The organism is Armatimonadota bacterium, assembly GCA_031081675.1.
Lineage (GTDB): Bacteria > Sysuimicrobiota > Sysuimicrobiia > Sysuimicrobiales > Kaftiobacteriaceae > Calidihabitans > Calidihabitans tengchongensis.
Window position 1 is genome coordinate 60,335 of the sequence record JAVHLZ010000005.1, and the last position, 25,131, is coordinate 85,465.

The window sequence follows — 25,131 nt, forward strand, 5'->3', positions numbered from 1 at the left end:
GAGGCTCCATGCGCGGATCCACCATCACCGGTATCGGCCGCTACGTTCCCGCCCGGGTCCTGACCAACAAGGACCTGGAGGCCATGGTGGACACCACCGACGAGTGGATCGTCACCCGGACCGGGATCCGGGAGCGCCGCATCGCGGCCCCCGAGGAGGCCACCTCCGACCTGGCCCTGGAGGCGTCCCGGGAGGCGCTGGCCGCGGCCGGGGTGCGGCCCGAGCAGGTGGACCTGATCATCGTCGGCACGGCCACGCCCGACATGCTGTTTCCCGCCACCGCCTGCATCCTCCAGGATCGCCTGGGGGCGCGCCGGGCCGGAGCCTTTGACCTGTCGGCGGCCTGCAGCAGCTGGGTGTACGCGGCGGCGGTGGCCCACGGATACATCGCCAGCGGGCTGGCCGACACCGTGCTGGTGGTCGGGTCGGAGACCCTCTCCAAGATCACCAACTGGAAGGACCGGAACACCTGCGTCCTGTTCGGCGACTCGGCCGGGGCGGTGGTGATGCAGCCCTGTCCGCCGGGGCAGGGGTTTCTGTCCTTCTACCTGGGCGCCGACGGCTCCGGAGGGCCGCTGATCCAGCTGCCGGCCGGCGGGTCCCGCATCCCCAGCAGTTTCGAGTCGGTGGAGCGCAACCTGCACTACCTGCAGATGAACGGCCGGGAGGTGTTCAAGTTTGCCGTCCGCTGCATCCCCCGGGCGATTGAGGAGGCGGTGCAGCGGGCGGGCCTGCGGCTGGAGGACGTGACCTGGTTCATTCCCCACCAGGCCAACATCCGGATCATCGACGCCGCCGCCGAGCGCCTGGGCCAGCCCCGGGAGAAGTTCTTCATCAACGTCGATCGCTACGGCAATACCTCCTCGGCCTCGGTGCCGGTGGCCCTCTATGAGGCCGTGCGGGAGGGGCGGATCCGGCCCGGCGACGTGGCGGTCCTGGTGGCGTTCGGGGGCGGCCTGACCTGGGCGTCGTGCGCGCTGCGGTGGACGATGGGGGCGGCCCGGGGGTAGGCCGGATCGGCGCGCCGATGATCGCATTCGTCTTTCCGGGTCAGGGTGCCCAGTACGCCGGCATGGGACGGGCGATGGCCGACGCCTTTCCCGAAGCCCGCGAGATCTTCGCCCGCGCCGACGCCGTCCTGGGCTTTGACCTGTCGCGCCTGTGCTGGGAGGGTCCGGAGGAGGACCTGGGCCTGACCCCCAACACCCAGCCGGCCATCCTGGCGACCAGCCTGGCGTGCCTGGCCGTCCTGCAGGCCCGGGGGATCAGGCCCCAGGCCGCGGCGGGCCTCAGCCTGGGGGAGTACGCCGCCCTGGTGTCCGCCGGCGTCCTGGATCCCGAGGACGCCCTGCGGGTGGTCCGGCTGCGGGGGATCTTCATGCAGGAGGCGGCTGCGGGGCGGCAGACGGCCATGGCCGCCATCCTGGGACTGGACCCGGCGGCGGTGGAGCGGGTGTGCGCTGAGGCCTCGGTGCGCGGGGTGGTGGAGCCGGCCAACTTCAACAGCCCCGGGCAGGTGGTCATCGCCGGCGATGACCAGGCCGTGGAGGAGGGGATCGCCCGGGCCCGGGCGGCCGGCGCCCGGCGGGCGGTACGGCTGGCCGTCAGCGCGCCGTTCCATACCAGCCTGATGCGGCCGGCGGCCCACCGGCTGGCCGAGGTCCTGGCGGGCATCCCTCTGCGGGATCCCCGCATCCTGGTGGTGAGCAACGTGACGGCGGCGCCCGTCCGGCGGGCCGAGGAGATCCGCCGCCTGCTGGTGGAGCAGGTGGCGTCCCCCGTGCGGTGGGAGATGTCGGTGCGGACCCTGGCCCACGCGGGGGTGACCACTTTCGTGGAAGTCGGGCCGGGCACGAGCCTGTCGGGCATGGTGCGGAAGACGGTTCCCCACGCCCGGACCCTGCACGTGGAAGATCCGGCCTCCCTGGAGGAGGCGCTCGCGGCCCTGGCCCGGGAGCCGGCGGCCGAGGGAGGCCCTCATGGGTAGGCTGGACGGGCGGGTGGCCATCGTCACCGGCGCGTCGGGCGGCATCGGGCGGGCCATCGCCCTGGCGCTGGCCGAGGCGGGGGCGGCGGTGGTGGTGCACTACGCCACCCGCCGGGGCAGCGCCGAGGCCGTGCGGGAGGCGATCGTCTCCCGGGGCGGGCGCGCGGTGGTGGTGCAGGCCGACGTCGCCACGGCGGAAGGCGCGCGGGCGGTGGTGGCCGCGGCCCTGCGGGAGTTCGGCCGGGTGGACATCCTGGTCAACAACGCCGGCGCTCTGCGGGATACCCTGGTCCTGCGGATGAGCGAGGAGGACTGGCGCTCGGTCCTGGACGTCAACCTCACCGGGGCGTTCTTGTGCACCAAGGCCGTGCTGCGGGAGTTCGTTCGCCAGCACCGGGGGCGGATCATCAACATCGCCTCGGTGGTCGCCGAGGTGGGCAATCCCGGGCAGGCCAACTACGTGGCGGCCAAGGCCGGCCTCATCGGCCTGACCAAGGCCGTGGCCCGGGAGGTGGCCTCCCGGGGCATCACGGTAAACGCCGTGGCCCCCGGGTACATCCAGGCGGGGATGACCGAATCCCTGCGCGAGGAGCAGATGGCGGCCCTCCTGGAGCAGGTTCCCCTGGGGAGGGCAGGGAAACCTGAGGAAGTGGCCGCGGCTGTGGTCTTTCTGGCCTCGGACGACGCCGCCTACATCACCGGCCAGGTCCTCAACGTGGACGGGGGGCTGGTCATGCGGTGACCCGCGGCCTGGGGCTGGCGGGGCCGACCGGGGCAGGTACACTAGATGGGGGTGGGGCATCCGATGGCAACGGTGTTTGAGCGCGTCAAGAACATCGTGGTGGAGCAGCTGGGCGTGTCGGCCGACGAGGTGTCCCCCGAGTCGTCGTTCGTCGACGACCTGGGGGCGGACTCCCTGGACGTGGTGGAGCTGGTGATGGCCCTGGAAGAGGAGTTCGGGGTGGAGATCCCCGACGAGGAGGCCGAGAAGATCGCCACCGTGGGGGAGGCCGTCAAGTACATCGAGGCCCACCTGAGCGAGCACGCCACCGAGTAGGCTGGCGGGGAGCGGGGGATGGCCCAGAGGCGGGTGGTGGTGACCGGGGTGGGGGTGGTGACCCCCATCGGCATCGGGAAGGAGGCCTTCTGGGCGTCGCTGGTGGCCGGGCGCAGCGGCGTGCGCCGCATCAGCCGGTTCGACCCGTCGGCGTTCGACACCCAGATCGCCGCCGAAGTCCTGGACTTCGACCCCACCGCCTTCATGGACCGCAAGGACGTCCGCCGCAACGACCGCTTCGTCCAGTTTGCCTATGCCGCGGCGCGGATGGCTCTGGACGACGCGGGATTCACCATCACCCCCCGCAATGCCGGCGAGGTGGGGGTCCTCATCGGGTCGGGCATCGGCGGGGCGGAGACGTGGGAAAACCAGCACCAGACCCTGCTGGAGCGCGGGCCCGGCCGGGTGAGCCCCTTCTTCATCCCCATGATCATCATCAACATGGCCTCGGGGATCGTGAGCATCCTCACCGGCGCCCGGGGACCCAATAGCGCGGTGGTCACCGCCTGCGCCACCGGCGGCCACGCCATCGGGGACGCGATGCGCATCATCCAGCGGGGCGAGGCGACGGCGATGCTGGCCGGGGGGACGGAGGCGGCCATCACCCCCCTCAGCGTCGCCGGCTTCTGCTCCATGAAGGCGATGTCCACCCGCAACGACGAGCCCCACCGGGCCTGCCGCCCCTTCGACGCCGGGAGGGACGGGTTTGTGATGGGGGAGGGGGCGGGGGTGGTCCTGCTGGAGGACCTGGGGCACGCCCTGCGGCGGGAGGCCCGCATCTACTGCGAACTGGTGGGGTACGGGATGAGCGCCGACGCCTACCACATCACCCAGCCGGATCCGGAGGCCGAGGGCGCGACCCGCAGCATGGCCAACGCCCTCCGGGATGCCGGCATCGATCCCGCAGAGGTGGACTACATCAACGCCCACGGCACCAGCACCCCTTACAACGACCGCACCGAGACCCTGGCCATCAAGCGGGTGCTGGGTCCCCACGCCCGGCGGGTGGCGGTGAGTTCCACCAAGTCCATGACGGGTCACCTGCTGGGCGCCGCGGGAGGTGTGGAGCTGATCGCGTGCGCGCTGGCCATCGAGCGCCAGATCCTGCCGCCCACCATCAACTACGAGGTGCCGGATCCGGACTGCGACCTGGACTACGTGCCCAACCGGGCGCGGCCCGCCGAGGTGCGGGTGGCCATGTCCAATGCGTTCGGGTTCGGCGGGCACAACGCCACCCTGGTGGTCCGTCGGTATGACGGGCGCTGAGCACACGGCCGCGCCGACGCCCACCGCCGTGCCCCCCGATCGGGACGCCCGGCTGGCCGAGCTGGAGGCCCGGCTGGACGTACGCTTCCGGGACCGGCGGTTGCTGGACCTGGCCCTGCGCCACGGGTCGTACGGTCCCGTGGTGCCCGGCGAGCCCCGGCAGAGCTACGAGCGGCTCGAGCTGCTGGGCGACGCGGTCCTCAACCTGGTGGTCTGCGACCACCTCTACCACCGCTATCCGGAAGCCTCCGAGGGGGACCTGGCCAAGCTGCGGGCCCGCATCGTCAGCGAGCCGTGGCTGGCCCGCGTCGCCTCGTCCCTGGACCTGGGCCGGTACATCCTGCTGGGCAAGGGAGAGGAAAAGGCCGGCGGGCGTGCCCGGCCGGCCCTGCTGGCCGACGTGCTGGAGGCGATCCTGGGCGCCGTGTACGTGGACTCGGGCTACGGGGTGGCTCACGCCGTGGCCACCCGGCTGCTGCAGGACGCCTTCGACGCCCTGGAGGAGCCCAGCGAAGACTACAAGAGCGAGCTGCAGGAGTTGCTGCAGCAGCGCGAGCGCCGCATCCCCCGCTACCGCATCCGGGGCCAGGAAGGCCCGGACCACGCCCGGGTCTTTGTGGCCACGGTGGAGGCCGGTGGGCGCATCCTGGGCGAGGGACGCGGCCCCAGCAAGAAACAGGCGGAGCAGGCGGCGGCCCGGGACGCCCTCCGCCGCCTGACGCTGCGGGAGCGAACTCCCGAGCCCGCGGAGGAGGTCCCGGCCGCCCCGGCCGGCGACCAGGCACCGGCCGGGGCGGTCTCCGGGGGCCGCCGCCGGCGGCGGCGCCGCCACGGACGGGGGCACCGATGAGACAGCTGTGGGCGCCGTGGCGGGTGGAGTATATCCGACAGGGAACGCCGGGAGCGTGCATCTTCTGCGCGGCGGCCGAAGGATCCGACGATCGCGCGGCGCTGGTGGTGGCCCGGGGGCGGCGCTGCTTCGTGCTGCTGAACCGCTTTCCCTACAACAGCGGCCACGTGATGGTGGTGCCCTACCGCCACTGCAGCCGGCTGGCGGACCTGGAGGATGCCGAGGCGACTGAACTGATCCGGTATACCGACTACTCCGTCCGGGCCGCCGAGCGCGCCCTGCGCCCGGAGGGGTACAACATCGGCCTGAACCTGGGCCGGGCCGCCGGGGCGGGCATCGAGGACCACCTGCACGTGCACGTGGTGCCGCGGTGGGTGGGCGACACCAACTTCATGCCCGTCCTGGGCGATGTGAAGGTGATTCCCGAGCACCTGGAGGACACCCGCCGCCGCCTGGCCGAGGCGTTTGCCGCCGTGCTGCGGGAAGCCGGGGAGGGTGAACGGTGAGGACCGTCGCCGCATTCATGGCCCGCGCCGTGATCACCGCCTCGCCCGAGGAGACGGTCGCGGCGGTCGCCCGGCGGCTGGCGGAGCACCGGATCGGCGGCGCGCCGGTGGTGGATCCGGAGGGCCGGATCGTGGGCATCGTCACCCTCCGGGACCTGGTGGGCCAGCCTCCCTACCGGCCGGTTCGCGAGGTGATGACCCGCCAGGTGATTACCGTCTCGCCGGGGGAGCGGATTACCGACGCCTACGACCTGATGAAGCGCCACGGGGTGGGGCGGCTGCCGGTGGTGGACGAAGCCGGGCGGGTGGTGGGGGTGGTGACCCGGGGAGACCTGCTCCACGAGCTGGGCCGCCTCACCGACCCCCTCACGGGCCTGCCCTGGTCTGGCACCCTGCGCCAGCAGGCGGCCGACCTGCTGAAGGCCGGACGGGAGATCACCGTGCTGTTCATCGACCTGGACGACTTCGGCCTGGTGAACAAACTGTACGGGCACGTGGTCGGAGACCGGGTGATCCAGGCGGTGGCGGCCCTGGTGCGAGATCATACCGATCCCGCCCGGGACAGCGTCTGCCGGTACGCCGGCGACGAGTTTGCCATCGTCTCCACCCGCAGTGCCGCCGAGGCCACCGCCCTGGCCCGCCGCCTGCGGGAGGCGATTGTCGAGCTGGACGTGCCGGGAGCGCCCCCGGGCAGCATCAGCGCGTCGGTGGGAATCGCCGGGGGCAAGCGCACCGCCGAGCGGCACGACATCCACTACGAAGCCACCGTGGACGACCTGCTCACGCTGGCCAGCCGGGCGTCCACCCTGGCCAAGCGCACCGAAGAGCGCATCCTCCACGGGGCGCAGATTCCCCCGGCCGCCCCGCATCCGGGGCCGGGTCCGACGCGGCGGGCGGCGATCCGGCGGATCGACCTGGGGGTGGAGGAGGGGCGGGGGACCGCCACGGTGGAGCTGGAGTGGGATGGCCACCGCGCCACCGGGCAGGCCGCCGGGCCCGCCCTGGGCACCGCCGGCCTGCGCCTGCTGGTGGACGCCACGGTGACGGCCGCCCGGCAGTGGCTGCCTCCGCAGTGGGAGGTGGCGGTGGAGGAGATCTCCCGCACGCCGCTGGACCAGGGCGAGGCGGTGCACATCCTGCTGGTGGCCGCACGCCCGGGCGGCGGTCCCCACTACCTGCTAGGTTCCGCGCTGTTCACCGCCGACCCGCACGAGGCCGTGGTCCGGGCCACCATGAAGGCCGTCAACCGCATCCTGGCCCAGGCCCGCCGGATCGAAGGGTAGGGGGCCTGCACTCGGGGCGGTACGCGGGAGACCGACGAGGTCCGTCTGCAGGTGGCGCGGTGGGTCGCCCCGCGATCCGCGCCCGCGGGCGCTCGCCCCACGCGGACGGCGCCAGGCGCGCGGGTGCGACGGCGGCGGGCGGCGGATGATCGCTGGGTACGGGAGGGTGGATGCGCGTGGGAACTGCTGGCCTGACCGACCGCGCCGGATTTCACCCGGCGCACCTGTATGCCTACCTGGAAGCGGCGAGGGCCCGACTGCTGCAGTGGGTGGGCGGGCTCACCGACGAGCAATACGCCCGGGAGTTCCCGTTCGGCCACCGTTCCATCCGGGCGACCCTGGTGCACACGGCCTCCGCCGAGTGGACCTACGGGCGCCGCCTGCGCGGGGAGGTGGTGCCCCCGCCTGAGGAGCGGCCGTTCGCCCGGTTCGCCCGGACCGGGGTGCAGCCCCTGGCGGCGGCGTGGGCGGAGCTGGCGGCGCAGACCCGGCAGACCCTGGCGGCCATCACCGACTGGACCGCGCCGGTGGAGTACGCGGGCCTGGACGGGGTCCGCATCCGCACCACCACCGGAGGGATCGCCGCCCAGCTGCTGTTCCACGAGGTGCACCACCGGGCGCAGGTGATGGCCATGCTGCGCCAGTGCGGCGTATCCGCCCAGAACCTGGACTACTCGATCCTGATGTTCGAGCGCCTGCCGTCCTCGGAGGGCTGACGGCCGCCCGGAGGTCTCTGATGCGCGGACGCCGCAGCGGTGCCGATGTGGCCAGCCGGCCATTGATGCCAGGCGCCCGGGTGCGTGTTCTGGCCGAGCCCGGCCATCCCCAGGGCACGGTGGTGCGGGTCCTGCCGCTCTACGGCGTGGTCACCGTGGCATTGGATTCGCCCAGGGCCGAGCGGATGTACCCCGCAGATCAGGTGGAGGTGCTGGAGGTCTCTCCCACCGCCTGAGGGACGGCTCGGTGGCGTCCTCTGCCGGCGCTCCGGGCGAGAGGTCGACAGCGGGAGACCTTGACGGCTCGTGGCGGCGCCGCTCATAGTAGTGGTGAGCACCGTAGTGGTGAGCACCCCGACGGGGGCGGGAGAGACCAGAGAGAACCCGCTCGGGCCTGCGAGGGCCGGGTGGGTTTTTGGTTTTGCGGGATTTCTTCCGGGAGGCGTCGCCTCCCCGTGGTGATTCGGGGTCCGTCGGGGGAAGGGGACAGATGATCCGCCGGCGCCCCCAGCGTGTCTACCGGGGGTACGCCGTAGACCTGGACGCGACGGTGTACCTGGGAGACACCCTGCTGCCCGGCGCGGACCGCGCAGTGGACACGCTGCGGCGGAGCGGGGCCCGGGTGGTGTTTCTGTCCAACAATCCTCTGTACACCCGGGAGGACCATGCGGCCAAGCTCACGCGCCTGGGCATCCCTACACCGCCCGAGGATGTGATCAACTCCTCCGCTGTCCTGGCCCGATACCTGGCGTCCACCGCGCCCGGGGCGCGCCTCTTTGTCATCGGCGAGGAGTCGGTGAAAAGCGAGCTCGCAGCCGCGGGCCTGCGGCTGGTGGAGCGGCCCGAGGATGTGGACTACGTGGTCGCGTGTTTCGACCGGACCTTCGATTATCGCAAACTCCGGGCGGGGTTTGCCGCCCTGCGCCGGGGCGCCCGCTTTGTGGCCACCAACCTCGACCCGTACTGCCCCACGCCCGATGGAGGCCTGCCCGACGCAGGAGCGGTGGTGGCGGCTCTGGAGGCCGCCACCGGCCGGCGCGTGGAGGAGGTGGCGGGCAAGCCCTCGCCCATCATGGCCCGGGTCCTCCTGGAACGCCTGGGCACCCCGGTGGAGGACACGCTGGTGGTGGGTGACCGGCTGGAGACGGACGTGGTCCTGGGCAAGAAGATGGGGTGCGCCACCGCGGTGGTGCTGACCGGTGCCACCACCCCGGAGATGGTGGAGCGTTGTCCAGAGCCGCCGGACTTCGTCCTGGCCACTCTGGCGGAGGTGGTCCCCGACGGTGTCGCGCCCGGGAGGCAGGGGGACGACCGGGGGAGCCCTCCGGTCGGCTGAGCGGTCTCAGGCGGCGGGGAGGGAGACCGGGCCGGGGCTGCACCGCCCCTTCCGGGGGACTGTTGAACGTGTCTTCACCTGACGGGAGGACTGAGGAGCGGTCGGTGTCGCGACAGGAGGCCCTGGACGCGCTGGGGCGGGGCGTGGACGTGCTGGTGGTGGGCGGAGGGATTACCGGGGCCGGAGTGGCCCTGGACGCAGCCAGCCGCGGCTACCGGGTGGGCCTCGTGGAGCGGCGGGATTTCGCCTCCGGGACCAGCAGCCGATCCACGCGGCTCGTGCACGGCGGCATCCGTTACCTGCCCCAAGGGCACGTGGGGCTCGTGCGAGAGGCGTTGCGGGAGCGGCGCCTGCTGTTCCGGCTGGCCCCGCACCTCGTCCGGCCCGTGGGGTTCGTGGTCCCGCTGTACCGGGGGAGCCGCAGGCCCCTGGGGATGCGCCTTCCGGGCTGGCTGGAGGGGTGCGCGCCGCTCGGCGTCCGGGTGGCGCTGGCTGCATACGACCTGTTCAGCCGCGACCCGCGCCTGCGCCACCGCGTCCTCGCCGCAGCCGAGGTGGCGGAGCTGGTGCCGGATCTGCGGACCGCGGGGCTGCGGGCCGCGTTCCTGTACTGGGACGGACGTACCGACGACGTGCGCCTGACGCACGCGGTGCTGGCCACAGCCCGCGCCCTGGGCGCGTGGACTGTGAACTATGCGGAAGTGGTGGGGTTCGAGCGCGCGGGGGGCCGCATCCGCGCGGCGGGGGTGGTGGACCGCCTGACGGGTCGCACACTGGAGGTGCCCGCCCGGTGGGTGGTCAATGCCACGGGGATCTGGGCGGAGCGGGTGGCGGCTTTGGACGGACATGTGCCCTTCCGCATCCGCCACAGCAAGGGTGTCCACCTGGTCCTGGCCCCCGACGCGGTGCGAGCCCGGGCGGCCCTGGTGATCCCCGAGACGGACGACGGGCGGCTGGCCTTCCTGGTGCCGTGGGGAGGACGGTTTGTGCTGGGCACCACCGATACGCCGTACGAGGCAGACCTCGACAGCCCGCAGGTGACCCCCGACGAGGTCGCGTACCTGCTCGAACACGCCAGCCGATACCTGCGGGCGCCCGTGGGGGTCCAGCGCGCGACCGCGGCGTACGCGGGGATCCGCCCGCTGGTGGGCCGGCCGGACGGGTCCACCGCAACCCTTTCCCGCGACCACCTGGTGGTGGTCTCGCCCGTGGGGCTGGTGACGGTCGCCGGCGGGAAGCTGACCACTTATCGGCAGATGGCGCAGGACGCGGTGGACGCGCTGGTCCGACTGGAGGGGAGGTGGCGGCCGTGTCGGACGCACACCATCCCCCTGGTGGGAGCCGAAATGCCGGAGGCGGCGGCCGAACTGGATCGCAGCGGTCTGGAAGACGACCAGCGCCAGCACCTGCTGTTCGCCTACGGCGGGCTCGTCGCGGCGATCCTGCGGCTGGCCCGGGAGGATCCCCGCCTGGGATCCCGGCTGGCGTCCGGGCTGCCGCACATCGCGGCCGAGGTGGTTTACGCGTGCCGCAGCGAGTACGCCCTGAGCCTGGTGGACTGTCTGTACCTGCGGACGCGGCTCGCCGTGCTGGATACGGAGGCTGCGGACCGCGCCGCGCCCTCCGTCGCGAACCTCATGGCCCGGGAACTGGGGTGGAGCCCGGGCGAGGTGGCCCGACAGCTGGAGGAGTACCGGGCCAGGAGGGCGAGGGAGGAAGCCTGGCGGCCGTCCAGGCCGGGCGGCGCTGCCGCGCAGGCTTCGCCGCCCCCGGGGCGATGAAAGTGACTAGTTAACATAACAGACATTATCGGAACTTCCCGGTCCCGGGGTCACGCCCTCGCCGGTGCCGAACAGGTGTTTGCCAATGGACTGCTCCTGTGCTAGAATCACCCTCGCCGGAGGGTGCCGGGACCGGACCGCCCACCCCCGGGCGGGTGTGCACGATGAGCAAAGGCCTGACGCGTCGCCAGCGGGAAATCCTCGCCTTCGTCCAGCGCTACACCGACGCACACGGTTACCCCCCGTCGGTCCGCGAGATCGGACAGGCGCTGGGGCTGACCAGCAGCTCGACGGTGCACAGCCACCTGTCGGCCCTGGAAAAGAAAGGCTACATCCGCCGGGATCCCAGCAAGCCCCGGGCCCTGGAGATCCTGCGGGATGAACGTGAAGTACCGGCCAAGAAGGTCGTCCCCGTGCCGGTGGTCGGGCGCGTGACCGCCGGCGAGCCGATCCTGGCCCAGCAGAACATCGAAGACTACCTGCCTCTGCCCGCGGATCTGCTGGGCGGCGCCGAAGGGTTTCTCCTGCACGTGCGCGGGGACAGCATGATCGGCGCCGGGATCTACGACGGGGACCTGCTGCTGGTGCGGCGGCAGTCCACCGCGCGCAACGGCGACATCGTGGTTGCCCGCCTGGAGGACGAGGCCACCGTCAAGCGCTTCTACCGCGAGGCCGACCGCATCCGCCTGCAGCCGGAGAATCCCGCCCTGGAGCCCATCTACACCCGCGATGTGGTCATCGAGGGCGTGGCCGTCGCCCTGATCCGCCGCCTGGCCTGACCCGGGCGGTCGGCACGCCCGCGGGGACCTACGGGGGCTGCGGGCCGTTCAGCCGGGCGCGCAGCTGCTGGGCCTGCACCCGGGGCAGTTCGGCCTCCACCGCGATGCCCGACGCCCCGTACTCCTGGTGGAGGATCCGCCCCTGGCTGAACAGCGCCGCCAGGGTCCCCGCCCGCTCGTACGGCACCACCAGCCGGACCCGCTCGAGGGGCTCGGGCAGCTTCCGGGCGATCACCCGCAGGAGGTTGAGCAGGCCCACCCGGTGCAGGGCCGAAATCGGCACTCCCTCCCCGACCTCGGCGGCAATCTCCCGCGCCCGGGCTGGTGGCAGACGGTCCACCTTGTTGATCGCGTGCACCGTCGGCTTGCTGGCGGCGCCCAGGTCGGCCAGGACCGCCCGGACGGCCGCCACCTGGCAGCGCCAGTCGGGGTGGCTGCCATCCACCACGTGCACCAGGAGGTCCGCCTCGGTCACCTCCTCGAGCGTGGCCCGGAAGGCGGCCACCAGCTGGTGGGGCAGCCGGGAGATGAAGCCGACGGTGTCCACCAGCAGCACCGGGCGGCCGTTGGGCAGGGTCACCCGGCGGACGGTCGGGTCCAGGGTGGCAAACAGCTTGTCCTCGGTGAACACGCCGGCGTCGGTCAGCGCGTTCAGCAGGGTGGACTTGCCGGCGTTGGTGTAGCCCACCAGGGCCACCACCGGAAACTGGGCCTGGCGGCGTGCCCGGCGCTGCAGAGCGCGGTGGCGGCTGATCTCGGCGATCTCCCGGCGCAGGTCGGTGACGCGCCGGCGGATCCGGCGGCGGTCCACCTCCAGCTTGGTTTCCCCGGGGCCCCGGGTGCCGATGCCTCCCCCCAGCCGGGACAGCCACACACCCCGCCCCGTCAGCCGCGGCAGGAGGTAGATCATCTGGGCGAGTTCCACCTGCAGGCGGCCTTCCCGGGTCCGGGCCCGGCGGGCGAAGATGTCCAGGACCAGCGCCGTCCGATCCACGACCTTGGTCTGCAGCCGACGCTCCAGGTTGCGTTGCTGGGCGGGGGTGAGCTCGTCGTCAACGATCACCAGGTCGGCATCCAGCTCGTAGATGGCCCGCGCCAGTTCCTCCACCTTGCCGGCGCCGAGGAAGGTGGCGGGATCGGGGGCGGAGCGCTTCTGCACCACGGTGCCCACCACCACCGCTCCGGCCGAGGTGGCCAGGCGACGAAGCTCCTCCAGGTCGCCCGCCTCGCCGGACCGAGGCCGGGTCAGAGCCACCAGGATGGCCCGCTCGGGCTGCCCGGGGCGCGGCAGGCGGGCGGGAACGGTGACACCGGCTAGCGGGCGTCCGCTGACGATACGGTCTCCCTCCCTCCAGGCCCGAAGGCCTCCGCCAGCCGCCGCAGGGCCTCGTCCAGGCGGTCGTCGGGCACCGTCAGCGACAGGCGCACGTAGCCTTCCCCCTGCTGCCCGTACCCTACCCCGGGCGTGACCACGACGCCGGTCCGGTCCAAGACCGTGGCGGCGAACTCCGCCGAGGGCCGGCCGTCGGGGGTGGGCAGCCACGCGTAAAACGTCGCCCGCAGGTCCGGGGCGCGCCAGCCCAGCCGGCGCAGGGTCGCCCGCAGGCGGTCGCGCCGGCCCTGGTACACCCGCAGCCGCTCCCGCAGGGCGTCCTCGGGACCGTCCAGGGCGGCCACGGCGGCGTGCAGGACGGCCCGGAAGACACCCGAGTCCACATTGGTCTTCAGCCGGGCCAGAGCCTCCACGGCCTGCGCGTGGCCCACGACAAATCCCACCCGCCAGCCGGTCATGCAGTAGGTCTTGGACAGCGAGTGGAACTCGACCGCCACCTCCTTCGCCCCGGGGACTTCCAGGATGCTGGGCGGGCGGTAGCCATCGTAGGCGATCTCCGAGTAGGAGTTGTCGTGCGCCAGCAGCAGGGCGTGTCGCCGGGCAAACGCCACCGCCTCCTCGAAGAACTCCCGGGTCGCCACCGCCCCCGTGGGGTTGTTGGGGTAGTTCAGGAACATCAGCCGCGCCCGGGCCAGCACATCCGCCGGCACGCGGTCCAGGTCGGGCAGAAAGCCCCGTTCGGGCCGCAGGGGGAGCGGGTAGGGCACGCCGTCGGCCAGGATGGTGGCAGCCCGGTACACCGGATAGCCGGGGTCGGGCACCAGGGCCACGTCGCCGGGATCGAGGATCGCCCACGGAAGGTGGGCGATGCCCTCCTTGGACCCGATCAGCGCCAGCACCTCCCGCTGGGGATCCAGGGCGACGCCGAACCGCCGGGCGTACCAGCGCGCCACCGCCGCGCGGAACTCGGCCGTCCCCCCGTAGGGCGGATACCGGTGGTTGCGGGGATCGCTGGCGCCCTCCATCAGGGCGTCCACGATGTGAGACGGGGTCGGCAGGTCAGGATCTCCGACCCCGAGGTTGATGACGTCCACCCCCCGCCGGGCCAGCTCCTCCTGACGGCGGTCCAGGTCCGCGAACAGGTAGGCGCCGATCTGCTCCAGTCGTCGTGCGACCTGCATTCTCCCCTCCCGGGTCACGTCGTCCGGGCAGCAGCCCGCTCCGGCTTCACTGTAGCATGGCGGCCACGGCCTCGGCCACCTGCGCCGGGGTCAGCTCGTCCACGTCCAGCCAGCGGATGCGGGGGTCGCGGCGGAACCAGATCCATTGCCGGCGAGCATAGCGGCGGGTATTGCGCACCAGGCGCGCCACCGCCTCGGCCAGGGTGCACTCCCCGCGCAGGTAGGCGGCGATCTCCTTGTAGCCCAGCCCCTGCATGGCCGGCAGGCGGGGGTCGTAGCCCCGCTCCAGCAGGACGCGCACCTCGTCCACCAGGCCGCGCTCCAGCTGCTCGCGCACCCGGGCCTCGATGCGGCGGTACAGGGCTGCGCGGTCCATGGTCAGGCCGATCTGGACCGCCGCCCCCACCGGATCGGCCCGCTGGAGCTCGGAGATCGGCCGGCCGGTGTGGGCGTAGACCTCCAGGGCCCGGACCAGCCGGCGCACGTTGCGGGGGTGGATGCGCGCGGCGGCCACGGGGTCCACCTCCCGCAGGCGCGCGTGCAGGATGCCCGGCTGCCTGCGCTCGTCGTCCTCCAGGCGCGCCCGCAGGTCCGGGTCCGGAGGCACCGGGGGGATGGTGAAGCCATCCACCACGGCCCGGATGTACAGTCCCGTACCGCCCACCAGCAGCGGCACGCGCCCCCGGCTGCGGATCGCCTCCAGGGCGGCGGCGGCCAGCGTCCGGTAGGTGGCCAGGGTCACGGTCTGGTCGGGGTCCGCCACATCCAGCAGGTGGTGCGGGACCCGCCGGCGCTGCTCGGGGGTGGGCTTGGCGGTGCCGATGTCCATTCCCCGGTACAGCGTCCGGGAGTCGGCGCAGACGATCTCCCCGCCGATGCGCAAGGCCAGTTCCACGGCCGCGGCGGTCTTGCCCACCGCCGTGGGGCCGCAGAGCACCACCAGGGGTGGGACGCTTCCTCCCGCAGAGGTGTCTAGCGGCGCAGGAACCACGACTCCAGCCGGGCGCGGGGAACCATGATGAGGGTGGGCCGGCCGTGGAAGCAGGTGAATGGATCGCGGGTGCGGGCCAGGTCCGCCAGCAGGGACGCCATCTCCTCGACGGACAGGGCATCTCCCGCCCGCACCGCCGACCGGCAGGCGGTGGCGATGGTCAGCCGTTCCAGGATGTCCTCCCCCGCCCGCAGGCGGTCCCCCGCTCCCACCTCGGCGAGGAGATCGGCCAGCAGGCGTCCGGGGGCCAGACGGGCGGCGATCGCGGGGACGGCCCGGACCAGGACCGTCGCTTCCCCGAACTCGTCCAGGACCCATCCCATCCCGGCCAGGGCGTCGGCACAGGCTCTGAGCAGGGCCGCCTGCTCGGGGCGCAGTTCCACCACCGCCGGGGGGACGATCCCCTGGCCGGTGGCCATCCCGGCACGGCGCCGGTCCAGCAGGCGCTCGTAGAGGACGCGCTCGTGGGCGGCGTGCTGGTCGACGATCACCAAGCCCTCGGGGCCTTCCGCCAGCAGGTAGGTGCGGTGCAGCTGTCCCACCAGGCGCAGCGCCGGCAGGCGCCCGGCGGCGGGAATCTCCACCGCCGGGGTGACGGCGGCCGTCCCGGCCGCGATCGGGAGATCCCCGGGCTCGGCCACGGCGCCGGGAACGTCCCATCCCCGCGAGCCCACCGCCGGGATGAGGATCTGCGTCCGCAGTGCCCCCTGCACCGCCCGGAAGGCGGCGGCGCACACCGCGCGCTCGTCGGCAAAGCGCACCTCTGCCTTGCGGGGGTGGACGTTCACGTCCACCCGCTCGGGGGGCACGTCCACGAACAGGACGAACGGCGGGTGGCGGCCGGCGGGGACCAGCTGGCGGTAGGCCTCCTCCACCGCGGCGGTCAGCGCCCGGCTGTGGACGGGGCGCCGGTTGACGTACAGGTACTGCAGACGCCGCGTCCCCTGCGCCATCTCGGGCCTGCCGGCCCATCCCCACACCCGCAGCCCGCCTCCCTCCTCCGCCACCGCCACCATGCCCCCGGCCTCCTGGGCGCCCACCACGGCCGCCAGGCGGTCGGCCGGGCTGGCCGGGGGGAAGCGGCGGACCTCGGCGCCGGCGTGGATCAGGCGGAAGCCCACCTGGGGGCACGCGAGGGCCAGGCGGTCCACCGCCTCCACGATGAGCGCGAACTCCCGGGCGGGAGAGCGGAGGAACTTGCGCCGCGCCGGGGTGTTGTAGAACAGGTGGCGGACGGTGACCACGGTCCCGGCCGGCGCGCTCGCCGGTTCGTCGGCCTCGATCTCCCCTCCCCGCACCCGCAGCCGCCGGCCCAGGGTCCCTCCCGGGGGCGCGCTCACGATCTCCAGCAGCGAGACGGCGGCGATGCTGGGCAGAGCCTCCCCCCGAAACCCGAACGACCGGATGGCGGCCAGGTCGTCGGCGGAGGAGATCTTGCTGGTCGCAAACCGGCGGACCGCCAGCGGGACATCGTCGGGGTGCATGCCGCCGCCGTCGTCGGCGACCCGGATGAGGTTCAGCCCTGCCGCTTCGACCTCGATCACCACCCGCGTGGCGCCGGCGTCCAGGCTGTTCTCCACCAGTTCCTTCACCACCGACGCCGGACGCTCCACCACCTCGCCGGCGGCGATGCGGTCGGCCACGGACGGGTCGAGGATCCGGATGCGGTCCACGGCGGACGGCGGCCCGGACGCCGGCTCCACGGGTGTCACTGCGGAGAATCCGGTGCCTTCCGGCGCATCCGGACCACCTTGCCCCCTTCCGGCGCGCGGGCGGCGTACTGGCGGCGCAGCCGCTCCCGCAGGTCGTGCAGGGCGGCCATCGCCTCCATCGGCGTCATCGACTCCAGGGGCAGCGCCAGCAGGGCCTCCTCCACCTCCGACGGGACCGCCAGGGGCAGGGACAGCTGCCAGGCCCCGACGGCGCGGGAGGGGACGGGCGGCAGGAATGACTCGCCGGCCGGGGCCGGGCGGGCGGTGGCTTCCAGGCGCTCCAGGATGCGCCGCGCCTGGGCGATGACCGCCGGGGGGAGGCCGGCCAGCTGCGCCACGTGGATGCCGTAACTGCGGTCGGCGCGGCCGTCGGCCACCCGGCGCAGGAAGACGATCCGCTGGCCCTCGTCCCGGACCAGCATGGTCACGTTGTGGACCCGGGGCAGCAGGTCGGCCAGCTCGGTCAGCTCGTGGTAGTGGGTGGCGAACAGGGTGCGGGCGCCGACGTGGTCGTGCAGGTACTCCACCACCGCCCACGCCAGGCTCATCCCGTCGTAGGTGGAGGTCCCCCGCCCCACCTCGTCCAGGATGATCAGGCTGCGGGGGGAGGCGTGGTGCAGGATGTGGGCGACCTCCTGCATCTCCACGAGAAATGTGCTGCGCCCCGTGGCGAGGTCGTCGGTGGCCCCCACCCGGGTGAAGATCCGGTCCACCAGGCCGATCCGCGCGGCCGCGGCGGGGACGAACGACCCGATCTGGGCCAGGAGCACGATGAGGGCGGTCTGGCGCAGGTAGGTGGACTTGCCGGCCATGTTGGGCCCGGTGACGATGAGGATGGCCCGGTCGTGGGCCGACATCGTCAGGTCGTTGGGGACGAAGCGCTCCTCGGGCTGCGCCCGCTCCACCACCGGGTGGCGGCCGGCGCGGATCTCCAGCACGGGCTCGTCGGTGATCTCCGGGCGGGCATAACCTCCCACCACCGCCGCCTCGGCCAGCGCCGCCAGGGCGTCCAGATCGGCCACCGCGTCGGCCGTGCGCAGCAGAGGGCCTGCCTGCGCGGCCACCCGGTCCCGCACCTGGGCGAACAGCGAGGCCTCCAGCTCGGCGATCCGCTCCTCGGCCCCCAGGATGGCGGCTTCCTTCTCCTTCATCTCCTGGGTGACGAAGCGCTCCGCCCCGACCAGGGTCTGCTTGCGGACGTAGTCGGGAGGCACCAGGTGCAGGTTGGGCCGGGTCACCTCCAGGTAGTACCCGAAGACCTTGTTGTAGCCGACCCGCAGAGATTTGATCCCGGTCCGCTGCCGCTCGGCGGCCTCCAGGGTGGCGATCCAGGTCTTGCCCTCCCGGCTCAGGCGCCGCAGTTCGTCCAGCTCGGGGCTGTAGCCGTCCCGGATGATGCCGCCGTCCTGGGCGGAGGCGGGCGGGCTGTCCACCAGGGCCGCGCCGACGAGCGCCACCACGTCGGCGTGGGCGTCCACCTGGCCGCGCAGGTCCAGTAGCTGCGCGGGCAGCTCGCCGGCCAGGGCCGCGGCCAGCGCCGGAAGGCGGCGCAGAGATCCCGCCAGGGCCACCAGGTCCCGGGGGGTCGCCGACCCGTGGCCGACCCGGCTGACCAGCCGGTGCAGGTCGGCCAGCCCCCGCAGCGCGGATCGCACGTCCTCGCGCACCCGGGTCCGCTCCGCCAGGTACGCCACCGCCTCCTGGCGGCGGAGGATGGCCGCGCGATCCCGGAGCGGTTGCAGCAGCCACTGGCGCAGCCGGCGAGCACCCATGGGCGTGAGGGTCTGGTCCAGGACCTCCAGCAGCGTGCCCGTCCGCCCCCCGTCCCGCAGGTTGCGGACCAGTTCGAGGTTCCGGCGCGTGGCCTCGTCCACCACCGGGCCACCGTCGGCGCTATAGGTCACGAGGCGCCACAGGTGGCTGAGGGATCCCCGCTGGGTCTGCTGCAGGTACCACAGCAGCGCCCCGGCCGCCGCCACCGCGAGGGGCAGGTGCTCGCATCCGAATCCGTCCAGGGTCGCCACCTGGAAGTGCGCGAGCAGTCTCTGCCGGGCAGTGTGTGGTTCGAACGCCCACGCCTCCAGGGGCGTGAGGTGGCTGCCCTCCGGCAGCAGGCTCCGGACGGCGTCGGGGTGGTCGTCGGGCACCAGGACCTCCCGGGCGGCCAGGCGGGCGAGTTCGTCGGCCACCCGCCCCGCCGCGTCGTCCCCGGTCAGCTCGGTCACCTGGAACTCCCCGGTGGACAGGTCGGCCGCCGCCAGCCCCCAGCCGTCGGCGCCCGGGCGCAGGGCCACCAGGAAGTTGTTGGCGGGGCCGGGCAGGAGCGCGGGTTCCACCAGCGTCCCGGGCGTGACGACCCGTACCACGTCGCGGCGCACCAGGCCGCGAGCCCGGCGCGGGTCTTCCAGCTGCTCGCAGATGGCGATGCGGTGACCCCGCTCCACCAGCCGGGCCAGATAGCTGTCCAGGGCGTGGTGGGGGATCCCGCACATGGGAACCCGCCGGCCCTTGCCCACCTCCCGGGAGGTGAGGGTGATCTCCAGGTCCCGGGCGGCCACCACCGCATCGTCGAAGAACAGCTCGTAGAAGTCGCCCAGCCGGAACATCAGCAGCATGCCGGGATAGCGGGCCCGCAGCTGCTGGTACTGGCGCATCATGGGGGTCAGATCCCGCTGCACGCCATCCTCCTTCGACGGCCGTCCGACCGCCCACCTGCGGGCGGCGGTGAGACGAGAAAGACAAGCGGCGTCAAACCGATATCCGCGGGAGATGTCCGGCCGAAAGGCCTGAACCACCGGCCGAGCGAGGAATATAACTTGCTACCTGGATCCAGACGTCCTCGCGCGCGAAGGGTGTGTGCGGGATGACGGACCGATGATCAGCGAATCCGACAGGCAACGCCGCATGACCCACGGCCTGCTCACGGCCACCGCCGGGCTGCTGCTGGCGCTGGCCATTGCCTGCACCCTGGGCCACCTGAGCCCGCGCCCGCCGGCACCCGGCCAGTGCGTCCTGGCCCTGGTGGTCACCGTGGTCGTGCAGGGGATCCTGGGGGTGGCGGTGCGCCGGCGGTGGGCCTGCGTTCTGCGGCGGGACAGGCACTTCGTGTACGGGCCGATGGTCGCGGCCACCGGGCTGCTCATCCTCTACGTCTACACGGTCCCGTCCATGCGGGCGGCGCTCCTGATGGCCTGGCTGGCCGCGCCCGTCTTCCTGGCGGGGTTGGTGGGCTTCGCGGGGGTGTTCGGCCTGTCGGCGCTCATGGCGGCGGGCTACCTGGGCATGGTGGGGCTGCTGGCCCGCCAGGGCCACCCCGTGGCGGTGACCGGAGAGGCCGCGACGGTGGCCGTGTTCCTGCTGATCAATGCCTACTCGGGGGTGGTGTTCGAGCGCCTGCGGCGCCAGCGGGAGGAGCGCAAGGCCCTGCGGGCCCGCCTGGCGGAACTGGCCATCACCGATCCTCTGACGGGCCTGTACAACCGCCGTCACTTCGAGGAGATCCTGCGCGCCGAGCTGGCGCGCATCCGGCGGTACGGCGGATGCTGTTCGGTGGCCATGATCGACCTGGACTTCTTCAAGGCCTACAACGACAGTCTGGGCCACCTGGTCGGCGACGCCCTGCTGCGCGAGCTGGCAGCGCTGCTGCGGGCCCACCTGCGGACCAGCGACGTGCTGGCGCGGTACGGCGGTGAGGAGTTCGCGCTGATCATGGTCAACACTGCCAAAGCTGACGCCGTGGAGGTCCTGGAGAGGCTGCGCGCGGTGGTGGAGCAGTACCCCTTCCGGGGCGGCCGGGTCCAGCCCCAGGGCCGCCTCACGGTGAGCGTGGGGATCGCCTCCTGTCCCGAGGACGGCTACGAGTACGACCAGCTGATGCAGGTGGCCGACGGTGCCCTCTACGCCGCCAAGCGCCTGGGTCGCAACCAGGTCCGCGCCGCCCTGTCGGGTTGAGGGTCACCCCACCGCCGGCCGAACCTCGCGACTTCCCTCAATCTGTCCGCTATCTTCCCCTGTTCCGTCCCGGATCTCCCACCCCCCGGGCGAGCGCGGGAAGACTTCACCGGCGCGGCACGGGGGTTGCTCTTCTGTCGGGGTGGCGCCGGAGGTGGTCTCGACCCTGCGGGGCACGGATAACGGGAGGATCGTGGAGCGATGCGCTACGAGGAGTTCGATGTGATCCAGTCGCGGTTCAACGACCTGGACCGCCGGTTGCAGGTGGTTCTGGTGGGGTGGGTGGTGAGCTTCGCCGCCTTCCTGGTGGGCCTGCGGTTGCTCACGGCCAACGCCACGCTGCTTTCCCTGATCCGGTAGCGGGATCCCCTCCCCTCCCGCACCGCCCCGGCCGGGGCCGGAGAAGGATCCGGCCCCGGCCGGCCTGTGTCCGGGGCCGCCGGGGAGCCGCCTCGGGTTGCGATGTGGCATGAAAATTGCTCTACCTGGTAACGAGTAGCCTGCTCCGGGAGGATGCCGTGGGTCGTCGGCTGAGGCTTGAGGACGTGTCGTACGAGGCTACCCCCACCCGGACCCGCGCGCGGGTGCAGCTCCGGAACTCGGGAGTCTCCCACGTCGGCCTGGCCACCGGCCCGGCCGAGGACGGCGCCTGGGCCCGGGTGGTCGCCCAGGCCACGGTGAACGCCGTGCGCATGTATGCGGGATTCGCCGGGGCGGAGATGCGGATCGCCCTGGACTCGGTCCAGCTGCTGCCCTCTCCCTCCCCGCTCGTGGTGGTCACCCTGACCCTGGGAGCCGGCGGCCGCGAGCTGCTGCTGGCCGGATCGGCCCCGGCCGGCACGGATCCCCGGTGGGCCGTGGCCCGGGCGGTCCTGCAGGCCCTCAACAGGCAGATCGAGAAGATCGCTCCTCCCGACGCCACCGCGGCCGCCCTGAACTAGGAGGCCCCGCCGCAGCGGGCGCGTGGAGCCGGCCGGGGCTATCGCGGCCTCCGCCGGCTCCGGGCGCGGGTCCGCGCGCGCGCTGTCGGGACCGGGGCGGCCCGGGACCGGAACCTGTTCTGGGCGTCGTGGATCGTCCGCTCGGCATCCGGGCGCCCCGACCAGCCCAGGACCTCCGTCGGCTTGCGCTCCAGCGTCTTGTACACCGTGAAGAAGTGCTCGATCTCGGCCAGGAAGTGAGGGGGCAGCTGGGCCAGCTCGACCACCTCGGCGAACCGCGGATCCCCCGCCGGGACGGCCAGGATCTTCTGGTCCCGCCCCTTCTCGTCCACCATGTCCAGGACGCCCACCGGCCTGACGGGCACCAGGCAACCGGGGAAGGTGGGCTCGTAGGTGGCGATGAGCACGTCCAGGTGGTCGCCGTCCTCGGCCAGGGTGTCCACGATGAAGCCGTAGTCGGCCGGGTAGTGGAGCGGCGAGTACAGGACCCGGTCCAGACGGATGCGGTTCCGCAGGGGATCGTACTCGTACTTGTTCCGGCTGCCTTTGGGGATCTCCACGAAGGCATCCACGATCACGGGACATCACCTCGCGCGGCCGGAACGCGCCCGCCGCCGTGCGGCCTGAGAAATCAGGATGGCGCCGTGGCGGAGGGCCGTGGGAATCGAACCCACCGGAGGCCGACCGGCCTCCCGCCGGTTTTGAAGACCGGAAGGGCCACCAGACCCCGTTGCCCTCCGCGTCATCCCATGGTATCCCCTCCCCCCTCCCCGGTCAACGCGCCGCCCGCACCCGGCCCAGCCGCACCGGGATGCGGCGGAGGACGGTCGCACCGGCCGGAGACATCCGGCAGGTGAACGCGTAGAACCGCACGCCGGCCCGGGCCGCCGCCCGCGCCGCCCGCGCGAACTGCGGGTCGGCCTCCTCATAAGGGCGCAGGACCGAGGCGTCGTCCCTCTGGACGAACCACACCACGACCGCCCGCGCCCCCCGCCGGGCCATCCGGGCCAGGTCCAGCAGGTGGCGCGCCCCGCGCGCGGTGGGGGCATCGGGAAACAGCGCGACCCCGCCGGACACCAGGTTGCAGGATTTGGCCTCCACCACCACATGGCCGCGCGGGCCCTCGCCCACGAAGTCAAACCGGCTGTCCCCTCTCCGCACCTCGGCCCGCCACCGGTGGTAATGGCGAAGGTTCGGGAGGAGACCGGCCCGCAGCGCCGCCGCACAGAGGGCGTTGGGCAGCCGCGCGTCCATCCCCACCCATCGGCCGCGGTGGCGGACCAGCAGCAGCACGCCCCGCGTGCGCTTCTCCCCGCCTCCGCGCAGGTGCGCCAGCCCGGCCGCCCCGGGCCGGAGCAGCTCGGTCATCCGACCCGGGTTGGGCAGGTGCAGGTACAGACGCCGCCCGCCGGCGCGGGCCCAGACGGCAAAACGGTTGGCCCGGCTGACCACGCGCACCCGGACCAGCGGCCGCGGGAACGGGACGACGACCCTCGCACGGCGTCCCGCGGAGCCCCTCACGGACGGTCCGTCAGGGGCGGCCGCCCGACGCCGGCGCGCGGTCCAGCAGGACCCGGGCGTCTCCCAGCCGCCGGGTGACGCGGATGGTGTCGAAGTACTCCAGGACGGCCAGCGCGTACTTCCGGCTGGTCTGCAGGCGGTCCCGCAGGGAGGCCACGGTCACGCTGCCCGACTTCGACACCTCGTCGGCCACGATGGCCCGGATCTCCTCCAGGGCCTGGCGGTGAAAGTGCATCCCCGGAGCCACCTCCACCACGACGCCCTCATCCCGCAGGGCCTGGAGCATCCGCTCGAACACAGAGCCGCCGCCGACCTCCCGGGCCAGCTCGTCCCTGCCGGGCGGCGCAAACCGCTCCCGGAGCAGCGCCGCCTCGATGCGGCCGCGCACGGCTGCCTCCTCCGCCGACACGGCCGGCCTGAACTCTGCGCGCCGGACCAGTCCCCCGATCTCCTGGACCTGTTCCGACGTCGCCAGGTCCGCCAGAACGTGCGCATAGAGGCGGTCGTCCCCGGAGGGGAAGGCCACGGTCTTCAACTCGTCTTTGGGCATACCGGCGCGCCAGGGGTGCGCGCGGTGGAAGGCCTCCAGCGCCTGCAGGATCCTGTCGGATGTCGAGCGCACGGCCTCCCGGTGGAACAGCCGCCCCCGGATCATCAGCAGGCTCCCGGCGGCCTGCAGGGACGCCGTAGCCTCCTCCACCTGCGACCGGGACGCCGTCAGGGCCCGGGCGAGGTCCTCCGGGGTCGTCCCGGCCGGCCCGCTCGCCGCCACGGCGGCTTCCACCTTCCCGTCCAGTCCCGCAGATGCCGCCTGTTCGATGGCCGCCACGCTGGCCGCTCCCCGCCGCCGGCGAGGCGGGTGGGCTCCCAGAATCTCCCCGCCTCCCAGGGTGGCCAGAGGGGAGTATCGCCGCAGCACGAAGGGGTCGCCGTCGGCCACCACCACCGGGGACTCCAGCTGGATCTGGGCGACTGCCTCCTGTCCGGGCTCCAGGTGCGGCCGGTCCAGCAGCCGCAGGCGGCCGATGGCCTCGTCGGCGCCCACGTACATCCGGATGCGGGCCATATGAGGCAGGGGAGACGCTGCGGGCAGCAGGCGCACCCGGGCGTCCACCAGCGTGGTGGGACGGAACACGCCGACAGACGCCAGGACGTGGCCGCGCTCGACCTGGTCGGCCTCGACCCCCGACAGGTTGACGGCTACCCGCGACCCCGCCACCCCGGCGGGCACGGGCACCCCGTGGGACTGCACGCCCCGCACCCGCACCGGCAGGCCGGCGGGCAGCAGCTCCAGGACGTCTCCGGGGACGATGCGGCCGCTCCACAGGGTGCCCGTCACCACGGTCCCGAACCCCGGCATGACGAACGCCCGGTCGATGGGCAGCCGCGCCGGCGCATCGGCAGGCCGCTCGGGCACCTCATCCAGCAGGACATCCAGGGTGCGGATCAGGTCGGCAATGCCCTGCCCGGTGCGGGAGGAGACGCTGACCACCGGCGCGCCCTCCAGGAACGTCCCGCGGACCAGGGCCCGGACATCGTCGGCGACCAGCTGCAGCCAGGCCGGGTCGGAGACCAGGTCCACCTTGGTCAGCACCACCACGCCGCGGCGCACCGGCAGGAAGCGCAGGATGTCCAGGTGCTCCCGGGTCTGGGGCATCACGCCTTCGTCTGCGGCGACCACCAGCAGGACCACGTCGATGCCGGTGGCTCCGGCCACCATGGTCCGGATCAGCCGCTCGTGGCCGGGGACGTCCACGATGCCCACACGGCGCCCGCTGGGCAGGTCCAGGTGGGCGAACCCCAGGTCGATGGTCATCCCCCGCCGCTTCTCCTCTTCCAGGCGGTCGGGGTCGGTACCGGTGAGCGCCCGGACGAGGGCGCTCTTGCCGTGGTCGATGTGGCCGGCCGTGCCGGCCACGTACAGCCGGCGCATGGCCGGG

The 25,131-nt window shown here is 73.1% G+C and carries 24 protein-coding genes and 1 tRNA gene; 16 read left to right on the forward strand and 9 right to left on the reverse strand.

Annotation, left to right across the window (positions count from 1 at the left end; all coding sequences use genetic code 11):
• The first annotated feature begins 8 nt into the window (after positions 1-8).
• From RB150_03120 to lexA, 13 genes are all read left to right on the forward strand, one after another.
• Positions 9-1,010: a beta-ketoacyl-ACP synthase III gene (locus RB150_03120; protein MDQ7819532.1), complete on the forward strand. Its 1,002-nt coding sequence runs from the start codon at positions 9-11 to the stop codon at positions 1,008-1,010.
• Positions 1,011-1,027: 17 nt separating this feature from the next.
• Positions 1,028-1,987 carry an ACP S-malonyltransferase gene (fabD, locus tag RB150_03125; protein MDQ7819533.1) on the forward strand — a complete coding sequence of 320 codons (960 nt, stop codon included), beginning with the start codon at positions 1,028-1,030 and terminating at the stop codon, positions 1,985-1,987.
• Positions 1,980-2,729: a 3-oxoacyl-[acyl-carrier-protein] reductase gene (gene fabG / locus RB150_03130; protein MDQ7819534.1), complete on the forward strand. Its 750-nt coding sequence runs from the start codon at positions 1,980-1,982 to the stop codon at positions 2,727-2,729. Before fabD ends, fabG begins: the two co-directional genes overlap by 8 nt.
• Before the next feature lie 63 nt (positions 2,730-2,792).
• Positions 2,793-3,044 carry an acyl carrier protein gene (gene acpP / locus RB150_03135; protein ID MDQ7819535.1) on the forward strand — a complete coding sequence of 84 codons (252 nt, stop codon included), beginning with the start codon at positions 2,793-2,795 and terminating at the stop codon, positions 3,042-3,044.
• An 18-nt stretch (positions 3,045-3,062) separates the two neighbouring features.
• Positions 3,063-4,310 (forward strand): beta-ketoacyl-ACP synthase II, encoded by a 1,248-nt coding sequence (fabF, locus tag RB150_03140; protein MDQ7819536.1) that lies wholly within the window; start codon positions 3,063-3,065, stop codon positions 4,308-4,310.
• On the forward strand, positions 4,297-5,160 hold the full coding sequence (gene rnc, locus RB150_03145; GenBank protein ID MDQ7819537.1) for a ribonuclease III: 864 nt from the start codon (positions 4,297-4,299) through the stop codon (positions 5,158-5,160). Before fabF ends, rnc begins: the two co-directional genes overlap by 14 nt.
• On the forward strand, positions 5,157-5,666 hold the full coding sequence (locus RB150_03150) for an HIT domain-containing protein (protein ID MDQ7819538.1): 510 nt from the start codon (positions 5,157-5,159) through the stop codon (positions 5,664-5,666). Before rnc ends, RB150_03150 begins: the two co-directional genes overlap by 4 nt.
• Positions 5,663-6,949, forward strand: coding sequence for a CBS domain-containing protein (locus RB150_03155; GenBank protein MDQ7819539.1), 1,287 nt, complete (start codon positions 5,663-5,665; stop codon positions 6,947-6,949). The genes RB150_03150 and RB150_03155 overlap by 4 nt, the downstream gene beginning before the upstream one ends.
• Before the next feature lie 170 nt (positions 6,950-7,119).
• On the forward strand, positions 7,120-7,665 hold the full coding sequence (locus RB150_03160) for a DinB family protein (GenBank protein MDQ7819540.1): 546 nt from the start codon (positions 7,120-7,122) through the stop codon (positions 7,663-7,665).
• Positions 7,666-7,685: 20 nt separating this feature from the next.
• Positions 7,686-7,901: a hypothetical protein gene (locus RB150_03165; GenBank protein ID MDQ7819541.1), complete on the forward strand. Its 216-nt coding sequence runs from the start codon at positions 7,686-7,688 to the stop codon at positions 7,899-7,901.
• 254 nt (positions 7,902-8,155) lie between these two features.
• On the forward strand, positions 8,156-9,001 hold the full coding sequence (locus tag RB150_03170) for an HAD-IIA family hydrolase (protein MDQ7819542.1): 846 nt from the start codon (positions 8,156-8,158) through the stop codon (positions 8,999-9,001).
• A 104-nt stretch (positions 9,002-9,105) separates the two neighbouring features.
• On the forward strand, positions 9,106-10,782 hold the full coding sequence (locus RB150_03175) for a glycerol-3-phosphate dehydrogenase/oxidase (protein ID MDQ7819543.1): 1,677 nt from the start codon (positions 9,106-9,108) through the stop codon (positions 10,780-10,782).
• A 164-nt stretch (positions 10,783-10,946) separates the two neighbouring features.
• Complete coding sequence (gene lexA / locus RB150_03180) at positions 10,947-11,561, forward strand: transcriptional repressor LexA (GenBank protein MDQ7819544.1); 615 nt, start codon at positions 10,947-10,949, stop codon at positions 11,559-11,561.
• 28 nt (positions 11,562-11,589) lie between these two features.
• On the opposite strand, the gene hflX is transcribed toward lexA, so the two are convergent.
• From hflX to mutS, 5 genes are read right to left on the reverse strand one after another with little or no spacing between them, the layout of a single operon-like run.
• The gene (hflX, locus tag RB150_03185; GenBank protein ID MDQ7819545.1) at positions 11,590-12,816 is read right to left on the reverse strand and encodes a GTPase HflX; all 1,227 of its coding nucleotides are present in this window, start codon (positions 12,814-12,816) and stop codon (positions 11,590-11,592) included.
• 59 nt (positions 12,817-12,875) lie between these two features.
• Positions 12,876-14,075 (reverse strand): LL-diaminopimelate aminotransferase, encoded by a 1,200-nt coding sequence (locus tag RB150_03190; protein MDQ7819546.1) that lies wholly within the window; start codon positions 14,073-14,075, stop codon positions 12,876-12,878.
• A gap of 46 nt (positions 14,076-14,121) precedes the next feature.
• The gene (gene miaA / locus RB150_03195) at positions 14,122-15,015 is read right to left on the reverse strand and encodes a tRNA (adenosine(37)-N6)-dimethylallyltransferase MiaA (protein ID MDQ7819547.1); all 894 of its coding nucleotides are present in this window, start codon (positions 15,013-15,015) and stop codon (positions 14,122-14,124) included.
• A 32-nt stretch (positions 15,016-15,047) separates the two neighbouring features.
• Positions 15,048-16,778 carry a DNA mismatch repair endonuclease MutL gene (gene mutL, locus RB150_03200; GenBank protein MDQ7819548.1) on the reverse strand — a complete coding sequence of 577 codons (1,731 nt, stop codon included), beginning with the start codon at positions 16,776-16,778 and terminating at the stop codon, positions 15,048-15,050.
• Positions 16,775-19,456: a DNA mismatch repair protein MutS gene (gene mutS, locus RB150_03205; protein MDQ7819549.1), complete on the reverse strand. Its 2,682-nt coding sequence runs from the start codon at positions 19,454-19,456 to the stop codon at positions 16,775-16,777. Before mutS ends, mutL begins: the two co-directional genes overlap by 4 nt.
• Positions 19,457-19,652: 196 nt before the next feature.
• Between mutS and RB150_03210 the strand changes: the two genes are divergently transcribed.
• From RB150_03210 to RB150_03220, 3 genes are all read left to right on the forward strand, one after another.
• Entirely contained in the window at positions 19,653-20,729 is a 1,077-nt protein-coding gene (locus tag RB150_03210; GenBank protein MDQ7819550.1) for a GGDEF domain-containing protein, read from the forward strand.
• A gap of 201 nt (positions 20,730-20,930) precedes the next feature.
• Positions 20,931-21,089 carry a hypothetical protein gene (locus RB150_03215; protein MDQ7819551.1) on the forward strand — a complete coding sequence of 53 codons (159 nt, stop codon included), beginning with the start codon at positions 20,931-20,933 and terminating at the stop codon, positions 21,087-21,089.
• A 158-nt stretch (positions 21,090-21,247) separates the two neighbouring features.
• Positions 21,248-21,670, forward strand: coding sequence for a hypothetical protein (locus tag RB150_03220; GenBank protein ID MDQ7819552.1), 423 nt, complete (start codon positions 21,248-21,250; stop codon positions 21,668-21,670).
• A 38-nt stretch (positions 21,671-21,708) separates the two neighbouring features.
• Here RB150_03220 and RB150_03225 read toward each other — a convergent pair whose 3' ends face one another.
• The 4 genes from RB150_03225 to selB all read right to left on the reverse strand — a co-directional run bounded on the left by RB150_03225 (position 21,709) and on the right by selB (position 25,124).
• Complete coding sequence (locus RB150_03225; GenBank protein ID MDQ7819553.1) at positions 21,709-22,248, reverse strand: inorganic diphosphatase; 540 nt, start codon at positions 22,246-22,248, stop codon at positions 21,709-21,711.
• A gap of 67 nt (positions 22,249-22,315) precedes the next feature.
• Positions 22,316-22,409: transfer RNA gene (locus RB150_03230), tRNA-Sec, on the reverse strand.
• A gap of 35 nt (positions 22,410-22,444) precedes the next feature.
• On the reverse strand, positions 22,445-23,128 hold the full coding sequence (gene sfsA, locus RB150_03235) for a DNA/RNA nuclease SfsA (protein ID MDQ7819554.1): 684 nt from the start codon (positions 23,126-23,128) through the stop codon (positions 22,445-22,447).
• Positions 23,129-23,201: 73 nt separating this feature from the next.
• Positions 23,202-25,124, reverse strand: a complete 1,923-nt coding sequence (gene selB / locus RB150_03240) for a selenocysteine-specific translation elongation factor (GenBank protein ID MDQ7819555.1) — start codon at positions 25,122-25,124, stop codon at positions 23,202-23,204.
• Between the last annotated feature and the right edge of the window lie 7 nt (positions 25,125-25,131).

What these genes read in the sequence shown, in the direction of transcription:
- RB150_03120 (MDQ7819532.1), top strand. Translation starts at nt 9, where the DNA reads ATGCGCGGATCCACCATCACCGGTATCGGCCGCTACGTTCCCGCCCGG.
- fabD (MDQ7819533.1), top strand. Translation starts at nt 1,028, where the DNA reads ATGATCGCATTCGTCTTTCCGGGTCAGGGTGCCCAGTACGCCGGCATG.
- fabG (MDQ7819534.1), top strand. Translation starts at nt 1,980, where the DNA reads ATGGGTAGGCTGGACGGGCGGGTGGCCATCGTCACCGGCGCGTCGGGC.
- acpP (MDQ7819535.1), top strand. Translation starts at nt 2,793, where the DNA reads ATGGCAACGGTGTTTGAGCGCGTCAAGAACATCGTGGTGGAGCAGCTG.
- fabF (MDQ7819536.1), top strand. Translation starts at nt 3,063, where the DNA reads ATGGCCCAGAGGCGGGTGGTGGTGACCGGGGTGGGGGTGGTGACCCCC.
- rnc (MDQ7819537.1), top strand. Translation starts at nt 4,297, where the DNA reads ATGACGGGCGCTGAGCACACGGCCGCGCCGACGCCCACCGCCGTGCCC.
- RB150_03150 (MDQ7819538.1), top strand. Translation starts at nt 5,157, where the DNA reads ATGAGACAGCTGTGGGCGCCGTGGCGGGTGGAGTATATCCGACAGGGA.
- RB150_03160 (MDQ7819540.1), top strand. Translation starts at nt 7,120, where the DNA reads ATGCGCGTGGGAACTGCTGGCCTGACCGACCGCGCCGGATTTCACCCG.
- RB150_03165 (MDQ7819541.1), top strand. Translation starts at nt 7,686, where the DNA reads ATGCGCGGACGCCGCAGCGGTGCCGATGTGGCCAGCCGGCCATTGATG.
- RB150_03170 (MDQ7819542.1), top strand. Translation starts at nt 8,156, where the DNA reads ATGATCCGCCGGCGCCCCCAGCGTGTCTACCGGGGGTACGCCGTAGAC.
- lexA (MDQ7819544.1), top strand. Translation starts at nt 10,947, where the DNA reads ATGAGCAAAGGCCTGACGCGTCGCCAGCGGGAAATCCTCGCCTTCGTC.
- RB150_03190 (MDQ7819546.1), bottom strand. Translation starts at nt 14,075, where the DNA reads ATGCAGGTCGCACGACGACTGGAGCAGATCGGCGCCTACCTGTTCGCG.
- RB150_03210 (MDQ7819550.1), top strand. Translation starts at nt 19,653, where the DNA reads ATGATCAGCGAATCCGACAGGCAACGCCGCATGACCCACGGCCTGCTC.
- RB150_03215 (MDQ7819551.1), top strand. Translation starts at nt 20,931, where the DNA reads ATGCGCTACGAGGAGTTCGATGTGATCCAGTCGCGGTTCAACGACCTG.
- selB (MDQ7819555.1), bottom strand. Translation starts at nt 25,124, where the DNA reads ATGCGCCGGCTGTACGTGGCCGGCACGGCCGGCCACATCGACCACGGC.